This is a genomic window from Limnospira fusiformis SAG 85.79 (genome assembly GCF_012516315.1).
Classification (GTDB): Bacteria; Cyanobacteriota; Cyanobacteriia; order Cyanobacteriales; family Microcoleaceae; genus Limnospira; species Limnospira fusiformis.
In genome coordinates, this window is sequence record NZ_CP051185.1 from 493581 (window position 1) to 509797 (window position 16217).

Sequence of the window (16217 nt, forward strand, 5' to 3'; positions counted from 1 at the left end):
ACCACGCCCCCCAGGAGTGATTTCAGGCATTTCGCCAGTTAAGGGAATGACCCACATCCTACCAATTCGTTGACACTGATACATTTACGCGACATTTATCCGGCTATTGCCTGACAATGCGACGATAGCACTATTACCCGTTAAGGTAACAGAGGCGGTATCCCGCAAAGCTTTTAGAAAGATTCCAAAAGCACCGTTCCAGTCCCTGGGTAGAGTGAACCCACACTCCGGACATCGGAACACTTTTGAGCCACCTAGCTGGGAATGCACATGACCACAGTGAGTACAGGTTTTGCTGGTGTATTCTTCCGTCACATCTACAACTGTGCTTCCAGTTATCTCGGCTTGATGTCTCAGGGTTAGTTTGAATCGATAATGCGCCCATGTCAGCATGGCGCGGGCAGTCTTAGACCTGATTAGACGCTTCACCTGACTGGCCATATCGGAAGTCTCGAAGGTGGGCAAAAAAATTAGGCTGTAGTTGTGAGTCAAGTAGTGAGCAATTTGTTTGTGGGCTTCATCAACTAGATTGCGGATTTTGGTTCTCATTCGTTGAGCCGCTTGCCTCATCCGTCGCCTTCTTGAACGACAGGGTTCCTTGGCGATTCGGCTCATCAAATCATCCAAATGTTGACATAGCCTAGTAATGCCTCCAATATCCCCGGAGCCCAATTCCAGAAATCGTGAACCATCAAACCCGGTCATAAAAGTTCGGACGCCCGGGTCTAATGCAATCACGCCAGTAGCGTCAGTTGGGGTAACGGCAACTGGTTCAGGGAAAATCGCCAACCATCGACCTTTGGTAAACACCAACTGAGTCCCTTGCCCGCAAGTTTTAGGGATGGGTTCGGAAACCATGAAAGTTAATCCTTTCGTTAGTCTTGGATACCAACTCCCTGAAGAGAAATTAGCATCGTTAAACTTGATGGCTTGAGAACTATCCCGACAGCTCCTAAACCTTGCGCCAGGACTGGCTGAAAAGGCGAGATAGGCATCAAAGATAGCATTCTGCCGAATATGGCAGGGTGTTTCTTTGACCCATGCAGGCAAGTCGCTCTGCATCACTTCGTTGCGTAATTTCAGTTTGCTTAGTCGTTTACCACTCCGGGATAATGCAATTGCTTGGTTGTAGCAATACCGACAAGCGGCCAACCATTTACGCCAGACTTGATTTAGCTCGGGGCTGGGGTAAATCCGGATCTTCTTTGACCTGAGTTTTGTATTTACTCCGTCCGTATAATCTGGAGCTAAAGCAGTGGAGGAGGGCGAGGATGTCCTCAACCATTTCTCGTTCTGGACTGAGACTTGTCTGGTTGAGAACCATGAGTGAGCACCTGTTTTGCTCACAGAGCCATCGAAACAAGTCAAATCCCCATATTGCCAATCGGTCTGGGTGGGCAACGACAACCATGCGGACATCTCCTGACAAGACTTGTCCCAGTAAGGCCAGCATTTTCTTTCCCTTGAAGTCGAGCCCGCCTCCGATTTCTGAGACGACTTCTGCTTCGGGGTAGAGGTTGGACAGTGCGGCCACCTGTCGGTTGAGGTCGGACTGCTGGGCGCGGCTACTAACTCTGGCATAGATAACGACTTTGCGTTTGTCACTGCCTGATTTGGCAGTATATCACTCAACGTTGTATCGTCGTTGCCCAGCGGGGGTTCTGATGGTCTCGATTGAGCCATTTTTGTCCCATCTGCGGAGTATTCTTTCATGGACTCCAAGGATTTGGGCGGCTTCCTTGGGTTTGACATATCTGGCAATAGGTTTATCCTCAACTCTTCTCGCTTCTTATACCATATTGCCCTAAAATATTAACCTAATTTGAGATTAAATCATGCTCCCCGCGAGTCACGCGACGGGGATTCTTGGTTCATCAACCGGACTTAACTGAGCAGGATTTTTCCAACCCAGCCAGAGGCCCGCTCTCCCCAAGCGTATAACTTCCCGTGTGCCCCACGGTAGTTAGTCCCAGGCGCAGGATATTGATGGCCGCATTCACATCTCGGTCAGCCTCATAGCCGCAATGCGGACAGTGGTGGGTTCTGACTGAGAGTGCCTTCTTGACTCGTTGGCCGCAGCTTGAGCAATCCTGGCTCGTATATTGGGGAGGAACGGCAATCGTTACCTTCCCGTACTTCCTGCCAAAATACTCCAACCAACAGCGAAATATTGACCATCCTGCATCACTAATCGACTTGGCTAGATGCCGATTGCGTACTAACCCTTTCACATTCAAGTCTGCCTTCGGCGCGCCGCTTCGCGTCTACGTAGGCAACCAAATCGTTAGATTGGATGACGCAGTAGGCGATGCTCTTCGCCCACTCATTACGCTGCCTACTTACCCTTAAATGCTTCCGGGCGTATCGGTTCCTAGCCCTGTGATAGTTCCCGGACTGTGGTTTTGCCCCCTTGCGGTACTTTCTGGACTTCTCTCGATTGGCCTTGTTCAACCGCCTTTCAGACTTGCGATAGAACTGCGGTGCTTCCACCACACTGCCATCACTGGCAGCGATAAAATACCGCAACCCTAGGTCAATGCCAACAGCTTTTTGACTCGGTTCACTCTGCACCTGAACATCAACCTGGATGCAGAACTGAACGTAGTAGCCATCAGCGCGACGGACTAAGCGAACCCGTTTAATCAGGGATTCGTCATAGCGTGCCAGATCGTAGGTTCCGAGCAACCGCAATTCCCCAATCCCGAAGCCATCGGTGAATGTGATGCGCTTCGGCCCGAGCAGTTTCCATCCAGAGGTTTTGTACTCCACCGAGCGGGAATGCTTTTTGAACCTGGGGAATCCTACGGGCTTAATGCCCTTTTTGCAGTTGTCGTAGAACCGACTGATTGAACTCCAGGCCCGTTCTGCTGAAGCCTGACGAGCCATGGAGTTGAGTTTCTTGGCAAAGGGAAACTCCTCAGCTAACGCTTTGCAGAGTTTGCTAAGGTCGTATTTGCCGACATCTTGGCTATCCATCCAATAGCGCAACGCCTTATTACGGACAAATTGAGCCGTCCGTATAGCGTCCTCTATAGCGGTAGCCTGGGCAGGCTTTACCCGTGCTTTGAACTCAAGTACAATCATTTTCCCTCATACTAGCATATCTGGCGTAAGAATGCGGCTAAAGCCGCCGTTGCTTTTCATCCCTGGGCTAAAGCCACAGGGCTTTCAAGCTATCGTCTATTCACGTAAGCTCCGGGAATTCTACCACTATACAAAAGATGCCTAACTCGGGTGGTGCTTACACCCATCAATTTTGCGGCTTGAGAAGTACCTATGAACATTATCGGCAAAAACTATTACGATAGTGTTATGGTCGAAGGGAAAGTCACCTTTCCCAACTCCAATTCAAAACCGTGCTTGCGAGTTTCCCAGCACACGGCTCCTGATGTGGATACCCTCTTTGTCAAAGGAACAAGGTTACGACCCCCTGCTTTATGACTTCAACTTTGGGAGCTATATGCTTGCGTTAGTCTTTAAACTCGCTTTCGCCATTAAACTCTTACTTATCGCAGTCTCTATATCCACACCGTGACTAGTGGGCATATCCCAACCATTACAGTTAGGCATTGGCTTTCAGTCACATCCCTTCCCCTTATGAGCTTGCGCTTACACTTTTCACTACTCTACGAGATGTACTCGTAGAGAGCCCAACAGGGGTTTCAACGTTCCGTATATATGGGCATTCCATCTTTAGATTTGTCCTATCCACCGGGGTACATTTTAAAAGTCTGTGTAGGTGTTGATAACAGTACCCTACTTTTCCCCTTACTCTTTTGAGCGCAGCGTGTCAACCTATTTCGCTACTTAATACTTACGGTGGTTCAAGCCAGACATTTGGTTTCCCTAATCATGGATGGTTGGCAGTGGTCGGATTGGGAATAGGTTTCCCTTACGCCTTCCGTTCCCCGCTTCAATCCCAGATTTGTGATTTCTGAAACTGGGGGTGGCTATCGCCTTTACTCTTTCCCAAATCACCCCAAGTGGGTTAAATACTCCTCCTTATAGTATACTTGGAGGATAAATAGTGTATTCTGTGATTTCTTATATGGGATTGACCTTGAGTTCCCTGCCTTGCTTAGTCTATGCTTAGTCTATACTCTAAGCACTCTAAGCGTCGGGACATATATACAGTTAAGGGGTTAGACTGGTTGAAGGTCTAATTGCCCTCTAGGAGGTTATTTCAGGCATTGCAGCCTTATTTGACTCCTAAACGTCTCGCACATAATAAATATTATAGCGGATAATCTCTGGTTGGTCGAAACTGCTGTCTGTTGAGGTCTGGGAATTCTTGGTGGGCAAGAATTGGCGGGGTTTGAGGCGATCGCCCTTCAGTAACACATTGGCATCCTCTGCTTTCGCGCTCTATGGCCAATGATTAGTGATCACCCAAGACAATCAATATTTAGATGGGCAGGGGGGCGGCGGAGTCCAGTTGTGGCAGAAGTTGAGAATAATTACACCTGATAAATCTCCCCTAATTGTAGTTGACAGATGAGGAAAAATAGCTCTCCGAACTCGAACACAACTCAGGTTAATGGGGATGTAAAAGCGATCGCTTCCCCGGCGCGAGCAGCCATCAGAAATCGTGGCGGAAAGGGGCTATGAGCAGATGGTGTTAGAAAATATCTATACAGATAGTCTGCGGATAGCTGTGCAACGGTCAAAAATGCTGTATCCTCTCACTCAGAGGGTTGAATCACCGGAGAATTGAATGAGAGAACGTATTGAACGATTAAAGCAAAATTTAGGTCGGACTATAGTTGGTAAAGAAGAGTCAATTCGCCTAACCTTGGTGGCGCTGCTGGCGGGGGGTCATGTGCTGTTGGAAGATGTACCCGGAGTAGGTAAAACTTTACTGGCTAAATCCTTGGCTCGTTCTATTGATGGAGTTTTCCAGAGGATTCAATGTACACCGGATTTATTACCAACCGATATTACTGGTACTAATATTTGGAATCCTAGCAGTGGTGAGTTTGAATTTTTGCCGGGGCCAGTATTTGCTAATATTTTACTTACTGATGAAATTAACCGAGCTACACCCCGCACTCAGTCGGCTTTGTTGGAGGTCATGGAAGAAAGACAGGTGACGATTGATCGGGTATCGCGCATGGTTCAGAAGCCTTTTTTTGTGATTGCGACTCAGAACCCGATTGAGTATCAGGGAACTTTCCCTCTCCCAGAAGCGCAAATGGATCGGTTTATGTTGTCTTTAACTTTGGGATATCCCAGTGAACAGGAAGAGTTGCAAATGTTGCGACGCTTGAGTGAGGGGGTACAGGTTGATGAACTTAAACCCTGTCTCAGTTTACAGGATATTCTGACTCTGCAAAAGGAATGTCAGAGAGTCCAGGTGGATGGGTCTTTACAGCAGTATATTCTTAATTTGGTTCGCGCTACACGGGAGCATGAGGATATTATGTTGGGCGTGAGTCCTAGGGGGGCGATCGCTCTTCATCGTACTACCCAGGCTTTGGCTTTTTTATCGGGACGAGATTATGCCGTTCCTGATGATATTAAATTATTGGCTCCCCATGTCCTTTCACATCGCTTGATTACTGGTGGTGGTCGCCGTTCTAAGACCGTTATTGAAGTCCTACTGCAATCTGTACCGATTCCATCCTAGGCTGCTACTGCTATTTATTAACTGCGACCTAAAATCTTCAGACGCAGCACAAGATACCCCTCTGTCTTTTATGGCTTTGAGGGGTTTTTTGGTGCTGCTCAGATGCTAACGATAGGTATGCGATCGCATTTGAATCACTGAGAAAACCTAGTTTCTCAGCATTATAGAAGTATCAAGACTAGACAATATACTACTTTCACAATTGCATCAACTCTGCTAATCTTCCGAGCCTACCTGTTTCAGATAAATGTGCTTACGTCCCAGAATAATCTCAAATTCATCTCCGGGTTGCAGATCCATTTGCTTCGTATAGGCTGACCCAATCAACAGGTTGTTATTAGATTGAACCGTAATTCTATAACTGGCAGAGCGTCCGCCGCGTCCATTTCCTTTTGGTTTCCCATCTAGTTCGATTCCTTCTGCCTCTATTAAGGCGTTAAGGAATTTCATCATATTAACTCGCTCTATACCGTCTTTGGTTAACGTATAGTATCCGCATTTTTTAGCTTTCTCTTCTTTCTTCATGTAGCCGAGATGTCGGACTTTTTCTAAGAGTTCTTGACCAGTGAGCTGTTGTGGTTGAGTTTCCGAATTGTTCTTCTTAGCCATGAGATCTTCCCTTGCATATTCGAGATGGTGTCATCACCCCAGTTATGGTTATCGCTCCGACAACCATAACTGTTCACGATGACCTGGTACCTGCATACCATCTTACACTAAGATTGCAGAATTATTTATCTCAATGATTAACATTTTTAACAGATGTAATCATCGGATAGCTGATTGTGTAAAGGCTTACCTGTTTGTGGTTTCCCAGAGCTATTACTCGCGCTGGTTGAGGTCAAACTCAGTTAGAATCTAGGCAGGACGGATTAAATAATGTTAATCAATGATGTATCCGTAAATTCCACTAGATAGATACGGATGAGTAGTCTAGGTTAAGGTTGGTAGCAACTGACGAGACTATCAAGCCAATAAACACAAAAATCACTGTTAATTTGAAAGGGATTAATGAAGTTAACTACTCGCGGACATTATAGTGTTAAAGCCTTGTTAGATTTAGCGGTGCTGCAAAACCAGGGTCCGATTTCGGTGCGAGCGATCGCCTCTCGGCAAAATATTCCCGCTCCCTATCTGGAAAAGTTACTAATTGAGATGCGACAAAGGGGGCTAGTAATTTCTGTAAGAGGCGCTCATGGGGGATATCAGTTGGCATATCCACCTGCTCAAATTTCTCTGGGACAAATTCTGGAAGCAGTTGGTGAGACCATAGAACCTTTATCTAACCATCAACCTGATGCTGAAAAAATAGAGGATTGGGTAACATTTACTCTCTGGAATCGTCTCCATGAAAAATTAAAGGAGGCTCTGTATAGCATCTCTCTGGAAGACCTTTATTATGATGCCCTCAGTTGGCAGGCGGCTCAGGGAGAGTCAGCTAGTTTTGTGGTTTAATTGTATGGAGGCAGTGAAGGATTACATGGCAGTCAATAAATGAGTGATTTCCCAACAATAGTAATTTTGGCAATAGCGGCTGGCTTGGATTATGCTATCGGTGATCCGTGGAATTGGCTGCATCCAGTTCAAGTTATGGGTTGGGTGATTACCAAATTCACTCAACCAGTTCTGAGATATTTGAAGAGTCCTTTATCTCAAAAGCTGGCGGGAATTTGGGTGGGGTTGATTTTGGTCATTGGTAGCGGATTGGTCAGTTGGCTGATGGTGGCAGCAGTTAAAACTATGACCGTGCAATTGCCGTTTCATGGTATTATCTGTGTGGGGCTACAAAGTATTCTTTTAGCTAGTTGCTTTGCTGCTAGGAGTTTGCGAGCAGCGGCTGAGGATGTACAAGAGGCTCTGCAACGGGGGGATTTGCCAACAAGTCGCCAGCGATTAAGTCAGTATGTAGGTCGAGATACCGAACAGTTATCGAAACCTGAAATTGAACGGGCTATTGTGGAAACTATTACCGAAAATGCGATCGATGGTATGATGGCTCCCCTATTCTATGGGATTATTGGTTTACTGATACCAGCAGTGGGAAGTGTTCCTCTGGCTTGGGCTTATAAAGCTGCCAGCACTCTTGATTCAATGATTGGTTATCGTGAAGCACCTTATACTCATATAGGATGGTTTAGTGCTAAATTGGAGGATGTTCTGACTTGGCTTCCTTGCCGCCTCAGTGTAATTACGGTTGCTCTGTTGTCCGGTCAACCTAGACGGGTTTGGCAAATATGTCGCCGAGATGCTATTCATGATCCTAGTCCTAATGCCGGTTGGAGTGAATGCGCCTATGCTGTAGCTTTGGGAGTACAATTGGGGGGAGTGAATCAATATGGAGGAAAAGTTAAACATAAACCTACTTTAGGAGATCCGATTTCCCCCATTACCTCAGAAACTATTGAACGGGCGCTGACCATCACCCGTCACGCGGTTTTTTTATGGTTAGGTTTGACTTTTATACTATTTATAATTAGGGCAATATTTTGGCAATAAAAATAAGGCATTATTGAGCCCATAATCTGGTCAGCATATATAGAGATGGGGCAGATATCTAAACCAGTCATTTTGTGAAGCAATCAACTTGAATCATGAGTAAAATTGTCGAGATTCTATCTGCTGAAGAAATGCGGCGAACTTTAAACCGTTTAGCATCGCAAATTGTGGAAAGGGGGGGAGATTTATCTAACCTGGTATTATTGGGAATATATACGCGGGGGGTTGCCCTTTCGGAAAGGTTAGGGAACCAAATCAACTTGCTGGAACAGTTGACGGTTCCTCGTGGCGCTTTGGATATTACTTTTTATCGGGATGATTTAGATAAAGTGGGGATGCGAACTCCCGCACAAACTAAAATCCCTTTTGACCTGACCGGTAAAAAAGTGGTTTTGGTGGATGATGTAATTTATAGTGGTCGTACTATTAGGGCGGCTTTGAATGCGGTAATTGAATATGGAAGACCGGAGACTATCCAACTGGCGGTTTTAGTCGATCGCGGTCATCGACAACTACCCATTCAAGCGGATTTTATTGGCAAGGAACTCCCGACGGCTAGGGATGAACAGGTGCGAGTATATCTGGAAGAGGTAGATGGATACGATCGCATAGAATTAAAGTCAGAATAAGTCCAAGGTATCCATATTAATTAGGAACTGTGAAAAATGGAATTTTCCACGGAAAGCCGCAAGGCTGATCATCTGCGAATTTGTTTAGAGTCTGATGTACAATTCCGCCAAAAAACCAATGGTTTCGATCGCTATCGGTTTACCCACTGCTGTCTACCGGAAATTAATCTTGGGGAGGTAGAGGTCTCCACAGAGTTTCTGGGTAAGTCCCTGGGTGCACCGTTGTTAATTTCCTCGATGACTGGTGGCACAGAACAGGCTAAACTAATTAATACCCGCCTAGCCAGGGCTGCTTTCAAACATAAAATTGCCATGGGGGTGGGTTCCCAAAGGGTGGCAGTGGAAAAGCCAGAATTAGCCCCCACTTTCGCCGTGCGATCGCTCGCTCCTGATATTCTGCTATTCGCTAATTTGGGCGCAGTTCAACTAAACTATAGCCATGGCTTAGAGCAATGTCAGCAGGTAATTGATATTCTGGAAGCCGATGCCCTAATTTTGCATCTCAATCCTCTCCAGGAGTGCATTCAAACCGAAGGCGATACTAATTTCCGAGGACTACTTGACAAAATTGCCGATTTATGCTGTAGCCTGCCAGTTCCGGTGATTGCCAAAGAAGTCGGTAACGGCATATCAGCTACTATGGCTAAAAAGCTGATAGATGCGGGAGTAGCTGCCATTGACGTGGCTGGTGCGGGTGGTACGTCTTGGGCAAGAATAGAAGGACAGAGGGCGACAGATCCTCGTCAGTGGCGCTTAGGGGAAACTTTCGCAGATTGGGGTTTACCGACGGCTGAGTGTATCACTGAGGTGAGGGCAAACTCTCCTGATATTCCTCTGATTGCTTCTGGGGGACTCCGCAACGGTTTAGATGTGGCATCAGCGATCGCTTTAGGTGCTGATTTAGCGGGTTTAGCGTGGCCTTTTTTACAGGCGGCGGCTGAGTCAGAGGCTGCTGTTGATAGTTTGGTAGACATTCTGGTAGCCGAAATATCCACGGTGCTATTTTGCACGGGAAGTAGAACCATTAAGGATCTTCAGCGACCACAAGTTTTGAGAGCCATATATTGACTCGCCGCCTACTAGGTAGGGGGAGGGGTTGGCTGATAGGGATTGGTTGGTTAACCGACCCCCAAAATGGGACAGTAGAGCATAGCGCCCGTCCCAGCTATCAGTTATTGAGAAGTGAATTTAGCCAAAGGCCAGAAAGGGAACTGTTGATTAGCCTGGAGGTTGACCCCTTGAATGTTGTTTTGGGCGAAAACATGGATTTTGTCTTGCCATAGGGGAATAAAAGGCACATCCTCAGCCAGGAGTTGTTGAATTTCGTGAAAGATAGCTTGTCGAGTCTCAGGATTAGCTTCAGTGCGCTGTTGTCGAATTAACTGATTCATGCGATCGCTATAATAAAAGGACCCATGATATTGACTAGCACCTTCGACGCATCCCGTTTCGGGGGAACCATTAGCACAATCCAGAAAGGGGTGTATATAGTTATCAGGGTCCAAGAAATCCGCATACCAATCGAGAATAAAAGTGGGATAAATTCCCTTCTCCAAATTTTGAAAAGCCGTAGTTGTGTCTACACTTTGGGGTTGTAACTGTAAAATACCCCCCAAATTATTATCAGATAAAGCCTTGAGAGTAGCCGCCAACTCTTGACGTTTCTGGGAGTTCGCACCATACCAAAGTTCAACTACAGCGGGGTTTTCGGGAGTAAATCCCGCCTCTGTTAACAGTTGTTTAGCCTGCTCAAAATTAGCATCTCCGTAGGCTTCCTTAAACACGGGAAGGTAACTTTCAAAAGTAGTAGGAATCAGACTATAAAGAGGTTCAGCTTGTCCTCGCAGCACCCTTTCATTAATTAAGTTTCTATCGACTAAAGAGGCGATTGCCTGTCGCACTTCCACCCGGTCTAGGGGTTCGCTGTTCACATTTAATACTATATAATTAATAGTATTTCCATCAGCAGTAATTGCTTGCCATCTTCCCTGTTCAGCGCCTTCTAATAAACTCGCAATTTGGTCAGGTTCCAGGGATATATAAGCGATATCGACAGCATTAGTTCGGAAAGAATTAAACAAATTAGCAGGACTAGAAAAACGTTGTAAATCGACACCTTGATTAGCTGTTTTATCCCCCCAATATTGTTCAAAAGGATTGAGGCGAATCAGATCTACACCATATTCTGTTAAAACATAAGGTCCGGTTCCGACAAAAGAATTAGGCCGAAATTTCCCAGGTCCAATTTCATAAGCACTAGGGGAAACCGCACAAGCTCCCGAAAATGCTAATAGGGAGGGGAAAGCCGCAAAGGGACGCTTGAGTTTAATAGTTAATTCATATTCCCCGGTGGCAGTAATCTCATCAACAATATCGGAGAGTAAAGAGGAAGGGGGTCCGCCGTTTTCAATAAACCGCCGCAGGGAAAAAGCCATCGCCTCAGCATTAAAGGGCGTGTCATCATGGAAAAGAACTCCCTGACGTAGGGGCATAGTATAGGTTAGCCTATCGTCGCTAATGGTAGGAAAATCGGTAGCCAGTTGAGGCTGGAGTTGGGTAGTTCCCACTTCATAGGCGTAGAGGCGATCGCCTAAATTATACAGAAGATTGCCAGAAATAACCTCATAGGCATCGGCTGGATCGATAGTGCGGAGAGTTTGGGTAGTACCAATAATAATCCGTTCGTCGCCGTTACTAGACCCTGGGGTAGTAGTGGTTTGATTATTGGGTTGACCGCAACTGATAATGAGGAAGCTAACCAAGCCAAACAGTCCTAAAAATTGCCATAGGACTCGGAACCGTCGCCGACTACCCCTAACCAAGTTAGATAACAGCATCTGGTGTTTTTTGTGCATCTGATGAATGTTTTAATTTAAGGCGCGCCGTGCTAGTTTAGCATAGGTTTTTACTGTCTGATATGGCATTTCCAAATCAGTAGCGATCGCTTGTAGAGATTCCCCCAACTCCCGACGCGCCAGAATAGTCGCCCAGGTTTCGGCTATGTCGGTGGCGCGGTTTCCCCCGGTGCGCCGTCTTTGGGAACGGAAAATTTCGGTTAATTCCAGAATGCGATCGGCTAGTATTTGTTGAATAGTAGAGATAGGCTGAATATCTTCTACTAACCAGCCTAAGCGAGTTTGTCCTAAACCAAAGGGGGTTTTATGTCCCGTTCCACAGTAGGGGGCTAGTTGTCCTAGGGCGTAAAATAGCTGTTGCTGCTGTTGGATATTTCCAGAAAACTTGGTTTTGCTTTTCTGGGAGGTAGCTAATTCAATGGCTCCGGTGAACCCGGTTACCATTCCCCGTTTTCCGGCTGCGACTTTGACGGACTGTAGGTGATGACGTTGGAGGATGACAAACTCATCGACCCATTCTAAAAATAAGTCGCGATCGCATTTGATGTCAGAAAAATCATTCCACCGCCGCAGGTAGCTATGGAAGAGGTTAACTGGAATTGGTAGGGGGAGATGATGTCCTTTGTGACGAAAACTGGTGGGAGAGAGGAAACTTAATTTCAGGTTTCCGGTTTTGGGGGACTGCTGTTCCCACAGTTGCTCATAGGTATTGGCTTCCAGGAAGACTTTACAGGAATTGATAGTTAGGGGGGCGTTTCTGAGTTCAATGCGGGGGGGTAGGTTTTGGGTCCATTTCCCTAGCCACTGAACTACCGGACGAGATAACCCCGTGACATACCAATGATAGAGGCGATCGCCTTGTAATTGCAGATTTTTTCCAGAGGTCATTAGGGAACCGGACAACCCTGAAATCGTAAAGGCTTTTTCTGATTGTCCATCATGGAGATATTGGGAAAGTTCTGGGTTAGTGTTACGCACTTGGTCAAGAAACCAGGCGTGTAGACCAATGGTATATTGGGGGTAAAGGGTATGATTGTCCGTAGCTGTGAGTTCAAATTCCAAACCTACCAATTCGCTTTCGGTAGACCACTGGGAATTTACCGAGGGATGCTCACGGTTACGTTTCTTAGGGTAAGCCATAACAGTTGATGGTTTTTGGGTTCGGTTAACATAACCTTTTGTTGACAATGGTATGGGACAATACATAATGGCAGCAGTTTTTTTGATGCCATTGCTGTGTATACTTTAGCCATAATGTATATCTCCCACCCTCAGACTACTACAGAAACGAGCGATCGCTCCCTACTCCAGCAACGAATCAGGATTGAATCTCTAGTTAATGCCAACCAGACCCCAGCCAATGAACCCGCCACGGGTTATGATATAATCGAGGGTCTAGCCAACACCTACCAGCCCAAAACTCTGTCCCCTAAGTATTTTTATGATGATCAGGGTTCTCTGTTATTTGAAAAAATCTGCGAATTACCCGAATATTATCCGACCCGCACAGAAACGGCTATTTTAAGGGATTTTGCGTCGGAAATTGCCACTTTAACTGGTCCGACGGAATTGGTAGAGTTAGGGAGTGGTAGTTCTACTAAAACTCGGATTTTATTAGATGCTTACCAAAGTTTAGGCTATCCTTTGCGTTATCTTCCCATTGATATTAGTGGGGGTATTTTGGAAACTAGCGCCTATCAATTGTTAGAAGATTATCCATCTTTACAAGTTCATGGAATTGTAGCCACCTATGAACAGGCTTTAGCGACATTAGAACCCGCACCGCTTCCCAGTCGCATGATTTGCTTTCTGGGTAGCACCTTGGGAAATTTAACCCCAAGTGAGTGCGATCGCTTTTTCTCACAAATTACAGCCGCTTTATTACCAGGGGAATATTTCCTATTAGGTGTGGATTTACATAAACCTACCGATATTTTAGAAGCCGCTTATAATGATAGTCAAGGGGTAACGGCAGCTTTTAATTTAAATATGCTGTCACATTTAAACCATCGTTTTGATGGTGATTTTGATATCAACAACTTTGAACATTGGGCTTTTTATAACCTAGAAGAACATCAAATTGAGATGCACCTACGCAGTCTCTGTCAGCAAACTGTACGTCTGCAAAGTTTAAACCTGACCGTCAATTTTAGCGCCCAGGAAACAGTCCGCACCGAAATTTCCCGAAAATTTGAACTAGAAAATATGCAGAATTATCTCAACCAGCAAGGTTTACAACCCGTCAAGACTTGGACTGATAGTAACAATTGGTTTGGTCTAATTCTGGCTAAATGCAAGGGGTAGGATAGGAAGTATATCCTGTAAAATTGATGCTCCCAGCCCGAGCGCCCTCTCCCAGAAGGAGAGGGAGTTCCATTATCAATAGAAATGGGTGATGTGTAGCCCGAAAAGCTAAAATTTATTGAGATCGATGCCAGCCTCTTTAGCCATAGCCTGTAACCCTTTCTTCTCAATAGTTTTAATAGCCTTAGTGGAAAGTTTCAGACGTACCCAGCGCTTACCTTGGGGCCACCATATCCGTTTCCACTGCAAATTAGCTTGTTGTAGTTTATGACTACGACGGTGGGAGTGAGAGACAGCCATTCCGTTATTAGCCCGTTTTCCTGTAAGCTGACAGACACGAGACATAGTACCCTCCAGTTGAAAATTAAATGCAAACCCTTATTATAAGCGATCGGGGGCTAAATCAAGTGAGATAGTTGGAAATGTTGGGTTAGGCTAGATAGTGCTGTGCGAGACGTTCAGGCATGAAATAGGGGTGTAATACCCGAAATAACCGCCTGGTAGGGACTTCAGCCCCTTGGTTGAATATAAGAAGCTCGCTTCTGAACATCCCTATAACTGTTTATATGTCCCTAAATTTAGTATCATAAGATACAAAATGAGGCAGGGAACCCAAGGTCAACAAACCCTGTAACAATTCTTAACATTTCTTAACAATCAGAGGGACGGGAAACCGAACCTAGGAAAAGACGGGGAACCGTACAGGAATGAAGGGAAATCAGGGTTGAGGGTGACGGCGATAGCCACCCCCAGTTTCAAGACCCACAAACCTGGGATTGAAGCGGGGAACGGAAGGCTCCGAGGTGTAACCTAACACCAGAAACGAGACCACTGCCAACCATCTACGATTAGGGGAACCTAATGTCTGACATGAACCACCGTAATTAGCCAGTAGCGTAATGGGTTGATACGCTGCGCCCAAAAGGGCAAGGGGAACAGCAGGGGTTTTGTACTACCACCTGCATAGACCTTTAAAGTACCCCGGTGGACAGGACAAATCTAAGGATGGAACGCCCATATAAACGGAACGTTTTAAGTCCCCAAGTGCTCTGAGGGAATTGGTCGAAGAACTCAGTAGTGACAAGTGTAAGCGTATGGTGCGAGACGTTCGGGTATGAAATAGGGCTGAAATGCCCGAAATAACTACCCGGTGAGGATTCCAGCTCCGAATCTGGATATAAGGAGACCTCTCCTGACCATCCTCATAACTGGTTATATGTCCCGACGCTTAGGGAACTAAGCAAGGCAGGGAACTCAAGGTCATAAACGAACTGAGAAATCAGGGAGTAGAGAGTAACGGCGATAGCCACCCCCAGTTTTGGAAATCATAACTCCAGGATTGAAGCGGGGAACGGAAGGCGTGAGGTAGAACCTACTACCAAGACGCGACCACTGCCAACCATCTATGATTAGGAAGACCGAATGTCCGACTTGAACCATCGTAATACACTAGCAGCGAAATAGGTTGACACGCTGCGCTCAAAAGGGCAAGGGGAAAAGTAGGGGGTTCGTGCGACTACCTACACAGACCTTTAAAAGTACCCCGGCGGAGAGGACAAATCTAACGATGGAATGCCCATATAATCGGAACGTTGTAACCCCTCTAATGCTCTGCCTATAAACCAGTGAGTAATGCTATTCACAAGGCAGTAGTGAAAAATGTAAGCGCATGCTTAGAGGGTGAAGGATGTGACCAGAAGCTAAAGCCCAATTGTCATGGTTGGGATATGCCCACAGGTCACGGTGGGGATATAGATACTGCGGTCAGTAAGAGTATAATGGCGAGGACGAGTTTAAAGACTACGTGGTGCATATAGCTCTGAACATCGAAGTAGAAAGCAGGTCTCTTGATTCTGCTCCTTTGACAAATAGGGTATCCACACCAGGAGCCGTGTGATGGGAAACTATCAAGCACGGTTCTGAATGGGAGAGGGTGAAGGTGACTTCACTCTCGACCCCTAACCATTGGGGATGTGAGATGTGACCAAAAGCCAACGCCCGACTGTAATGGAAGGGATATGCTAACAGGTCACGGTTTGATTGCAAGGAATAGAGTCTAGTAGGTGTAAAAATGGCGATAGCGAGCTTAAAGAAAGGGTTTGAGAAATCAAAACCAATCAAGACTACGAACAACGCATGGAAGGCAATCCCATGGACGAAAGTTCAACGGAGAGTTTTTAAGCTCCAAAAGAGTATATTTCAAGCAGCTAAATCGGGACAGAATGCAAAGGTTAGAAGGTTGCAACGTCTACTGGTGAAATCATATTATGCCCGGCTCTTAGCAGTGCGGCTGTAGGGGCGGGTTCC

At 46.1% G+C, this 16217-nt stretch carries 19 protein-coding genes and 1 pseudogene; 8 read left to right on the forward strand and 12 right to left on the reverse strand.

The window, feature by feature from the left end; translation table 11 throughout:
- Nucleotides 1-84: 84 nt before the first annotated feature.
- The 4 genes and pseudogenes from HFV01_RS02460 to HFV01_RS02470 form a co-directional block, all read right to left on the reverse strand.
- A complete protein-coding gene (locus tag HFV01_RS02460) occupies nt 85-1200 on the reverse strand; it encodes an RNA-guided endonuclease InsQ/TnpB family protein (RefSeq protein WP_369076548.1) in 1116 nt (371 codons plus the stop codon).
- Nucleotides 1157-1762: pseudogene (locus tag HFV01_RS02465) on the reverse strand (IS607 family transposase). Before HFV01_RS02465 ends, HFV01_RS02460 begins: the two are co-directional and overlap by 44 nt.
- 112 nt (nt 1763-1874) lie before the next feature.
- Nucleotides 1875-2231 carry an RNA-guided endonuclease InsQ/TnpB family protein gene (locus HFV01_RS30050; protein WP_071533561.1) on the reverse strand — a complete coding sequence of 119 codons (357 nt, stop codon included), beginning with the start codon at nt 2229-2231 and terminating at the stop codon, nt 1875-1877.
- Nucleotides 2188-3084, reverse strand: a complete 897-nt coding sequence (locus HFV01_RS02470) for an RNA-guided endonuclease InsQ/TnpB family protein (protein ID WP_318286116.1) — start codon at nt 3082-3084, stop codon at nt 2188-2190. The genes HFV01_RS30050 and HFV01_RS02470 overlap by 44 nt, the downstream gene beginning before the upstream one ends.
- Nucleotides 3085-3776: 692 nt before the next feature.
- On the opposite strand from HFV01_RS02470, the gene HFV01_RS02475 reads away from it, so the two are divergent.
- Nucleotides 3777-3938, forward strand: a complete 162-nt coding sequence (locus tag HFV01_RS02475; RefSeq protein ID WP_193520801.1) for a hypothetical protein — start codon at nt 3777-3779, stop codon at nt 3936-3938.
- A 271-nt stretch (nt 3939-4209) separates the two neighbouring features.
- On the opposite strand, the gene HFV01_RS30060 is transcribed toward HFV01_RS02475, so the two are convergent.
- Together HFV01_RS30060 and HFV01_RS02480 are read right to left on the reverse strand one after the other, a co-directional pair.
- Nucleotides 4210-4341, reverse strand: coding sequence for a hypothetical protein (locus HFV01_RS30060; RefSeq protein ID WP_273247593.1), 132 nt, complete (start codon nt 4339-4341; stop codon nt 4210-4212).
- A 188-nt stretch (nt 4342-4529) separates the two neighbouring features.
- Nucleotides 4530-4667, reverse strand: coding sequence for a hypothetical protein (locus HFV01_RS02480; protein ID WP_192808266.1), 138 nt, complete (start codon nt 4665-4667; stop codon nt 4530-4532).
- 47 nt (nt 4668-4714) lie between these two features.
- Here HFV01_RS02480 and HFV01_RS02485 point away from each other — a divergent pair, with 47 nt between their 5' ends.
- Entirely contained in the window at nt 4715-5626 is a 912-nt protein-coding gene (locus HFV01_RS02485; RefSeq protein ID WP_006623534.1) for an AAA family ATPase, read from the forward strand.
- Nucleotides 5627-5842: 216 nt separating this feature from the next.
- Here HFV01_RS02485 and HFV01_RS02490 read toward each other — a convergent pair whose 3' ends face one another.
- Entirely contained in the window at nt 5843-6235 is a 393-nt protein-coding gene (locus tag HFV01_RS02490) for an AbrB family transcriptional regulator (protein WP_006623535.1), read from the reverse strand.
- 402 nt (nt 6236-6637) lie between these two features.
- On the opposite strand from HFV01_RS02490, the gene HFV01_RS02495 reads away from it, so the two are divergent.
- The 4 genes from HFV01_RS02495 to fni all read left to right on the forward strand — a co-directional run bounded on the left by HFV01_RS02495 (nt 6638) and on the right by fni (nt 9819).
- A complete protein-coding gene (locus tag HFV01_RS02495; RefSeq protein ID WP_006623536.1) occupies nt 6638-7081 on the forward strand; it encodes an Rrf2 family transcriptional regulator in 444 nt (147 codons plus the stop codon).
- Nucleotides 7082-7120: 39 nt separating this feature from the next.
- Nucleotides 7121-8122: an adenosylcobinamide-phosphate synthase CbiB gene (gene cbiB / locus HFV01_RS02500; RefSeq protein WP_006623537.1), complete on the forward strand. Its 1002-nt coding sequence runs from the start codon at nt 7121-7123 to the stop codon at nt 8120-8122.
- A gap of 95 nt (nt 8123-8217) precedes the next feature.
- Complete coding sequence (gene pyrR, locus HFV01_RS02505) at nt 8218-8751, forward strand: bifunctional pyr operon transcriptional regulator/uracil phosphoribosyltransferase PyrR (protein ID WP_006623538.1); 534 nt, start codon at nt 8218-8220, stop codon at nt 8749-8751.
- Between the two features lie 36 nt (nt 8752-8787).
- Entirely contained in the window at nt 8788-9819 is a 1032-nt protein-coding gene (gene fni, locus HFV01_RS02510; protein ID WP_006623539.1) for a type 2 isopentenyl-diphosphate Delta-isomerase, read from the forward strand.
- Nucleotides 9820-9923: 104 nt separating this feature from the next.
- Here fni and HFV01_RS02515 read toward each other — a convergent pair whose 3' ends face one another.
- Nucleotides 9924-11606: an ABC transporter substrate-binding protein gene (locus HFV01_RS02515; protein WP_006623540.1), complete on the reverse strand. Its 1683-nt coding sequence runs from the start codon at nt 11604-11606 to the stop codon at nt 9924-9926.
- Between the two features lie 12 nt (nt 11607-11618).
- Entirely contained in the window at nt 11619-12746 is a 1128-nt protein-coding gene (gene cas6, locus HFV01_RS02520; protein WP_006623541.1) for a CRISPR-associated endoribonuclease Cas6, read from the reverse strand.
- A gap of 114 nt (nt 12747-12860) precedes the next feature.
- Between cas6 and egtD the strand changes: the two genes are divergently transcribed.
- Nucleotides 12861-13910, forward strand: coding sequence for an L-histidine N(alpha)-methyltransferase (gene egtD, locus HFV01_RS02525; protein ID WP_006623542.1), 1050 nt, complete (start codon nt 12861-12863; stop codon nt 13908-13910).
- Between the two features lie 108 nt (nt 13911-14018).
- On the opposite strand, the gene rpmB is transcribed toward egtD, so the two are convergent.
- From rpmB to HFV01_RS02540, 3 genes are all read right to left on the reverse strand, one after another.
- Nucleotides 14019-14255: a 50S ribosomal protein L28 gene (gene rpmB / locus HFV01_RS02530; protein ID WP_006669318.1), complete on the reverse strand. Its 237-nt coding sequence runs from the start codon at nt 14253-14255 to the stop codon at nt 14019-14021.
- 373 nt (nt 14256-14628) lie between these two features.
- Nucleotides 14629-14832, reverse strand: a complete 204-nt coding sequence (locus HFV01_RS02535; protein WP_071533559.1) for a hypothetical protein — start codon at nt 14830-14832, stop codon at nt 14629-14631.
- 338 nt (nt 14833-15170) lie between these two features.
- The gene (locus HFV01_RS02540; protein ID WP_008050473.1) at nt 15171-15350 is read right to left on the reverse strand and encodes a hypothetical protein; all 180 of its coding nucleotides are present in this window, start codon (nt 15348-15350) and stop codon (nt 15171-15173) included.
- A gap of 631 nt (nt 15351-15981) precedes the next feature.
- On the opposite strand from HFV01_RS02540, the gene HFV01_RS02545 reads away from it, so the two are divergent.
- Nucleotides 15982-16206, forward strand: a complete 225-nt coding sequence (locus HFV01_RS02545) for a reverse transcriptase N-terminal domain-containing protein (RefSeq protein WP_008054763.1) — start codon at nt 15982-15984, stop codon at nt 16204-16206.
- Nucleotides 16207-16217: the final 11 nt, after the last annotated feature.